1 protein-coding gene is annotated in these 1,424 nt (G+C 68.8%); it reads left to right on the top strand.

The features are described 5' to 3' along the window. The first annotated feature begins 125 nt into the window (after window positions 1-125). Window positions 126-1,370 carry an IS256 family transposase gene (locus ACYQ1K_RS27855; protein WP_459986882.1) on the top strand — a complete coding sequence of 415 codons (1,245 nt, stop codon included), beginning with the start codon at window positions 126-128 and terminating at the stop codon, window positions 1,368-1,370. The last annotated feature ends 54 nt before the right edge of the window (window positions 1,371-1,424 follow it).

Genomic DNA, 1,424 nt, shown 5'->3' with positions numbered 1-1,424 from the left:
GAGTGAAGTCCAGCAGAGTGGTGTACGACGGACCTGAGTGAGCGCGTGCCTGCGACGTAGGCGCGGCCACCGGGTGGATCCTTCGAGTGATCTCTCAAAACCAACTCGAAGAAGGACACACCACGATGACCGCTGTACCCAGTATCGACCCTGCCCAGTTCCTCAACGAGCAGCTGTCCCAAGCCTCGCCGGACCTGATGCGTGACCTGCTCACCACGTTCGTCAACGCGCTGCTCGGCGCTCAGGCCGACGCCGTGTGCGGCGCCGGCTACGGCGAACGCAGCCCCGAGCGGGTCAACTCCCGCAACGGCTACCGACACCGCGACCTCGACACCCGCGTCGGCACCCTGGACGTCGCGGTCCCCAAGCTCCGCACCGGCAGCCTGTTCCCCGAGTGGCTCCTCGAGCGGCGCAAGCGTGCCGAGCAGGCGCTGGTCTCGGTGGTGGCGACCTGCTACCTACTCGGCGTCAGCACGCGTCGGATGGACAAGCTGGTGCAGACCCTGGGGATCACCGGCCTGAGCAAGTCGCAGGTCTCGGTGATGGCCAAGGAGCTCGACGAACACGTCGCCGAGTTCCGCACCCGACGCCTGGAGGCAGCCGGCCCGTTCACCTTCGTGGCCGCCGACGCGCTCGTGCTCAAGGTCCGCGAAGGCGGCCGGGTCGTGAACGTGCACGTGCTGATCGCCACCGGCGTCAACGCCGACGGGCACCGCGAGATCCTCGGCGTGCAGGTCACCTCCAGTGAGGACGGCGCCGGCTGGCTCGGGTTCTTCCGCGACCTGACCGCCCGCGGCCTGTCAGGGGTCAAGCTGGTCACCAGCGACGCCCACGCCGGCCTCACCGCCGCGATCGCCGCGACCATCCCCGGCGCGGCGTGGCAGCGGTGCCGAACCCACTACGCCGCCAACCTCATGTCCGCGACCCCGAAGAGCTCGTGGGGGTGGGTCAAGGCGCTGTTGCACTCGATCTACGACCAGCCCGACGCCGAGGCGGTGCACGCCCAGTTCGACCGCGTCATCGACGCCCTGCACGAGAAGCTCCCCGACGTGGCCGAGCACCTGGAGAACGCCCGCGCCGACATCCTGGCCTTCACCGCGTTCCCCAAGGAGGTCTGGCGCCAGATCTGGTCCAACAACCCCCAAGAGCGGCTCAACCGCGAGATCCGCCGACGCACCGACGTGGTCGGGATCTTCCCCAACCGGCCCAGCGTCATCCGGCTCGTCGGCGCCGTCCTGGCCGAGCAGCACGACGAGTGGGCCGAAGGCCGCCGCTACCTCGGACTCGACGTCCTGGCCCGTGCTCAGGCCGTCGACACCAGCACCACCGAGGAGGTGATCGAACTCGAACTCCAGGCCATCACGGCCTAACCGACACGCCCGTACGGAGGATCAACCTCGTACACCACGCCACGGGACTTGACC

It is taken from the genome of Nocardioides sp. AN3 (assembly GCF_054653495.1).
The sequence above is the reverse complement of the archived record's forward strand: the minus strand, read 5'-3'. Positions and strand labels throughout refer to the sequence as shown.

Bases quoted from the DNA above. Each gene is read 5' to 3' on its own strand.
- ACYQ1K_RS27855 (WP_459986882.1), top strand. From the start codon at position 126: ATGACCGCTGTACCCAGTATCGACCCTGCCCAGTTCCTCAACGAGCAG.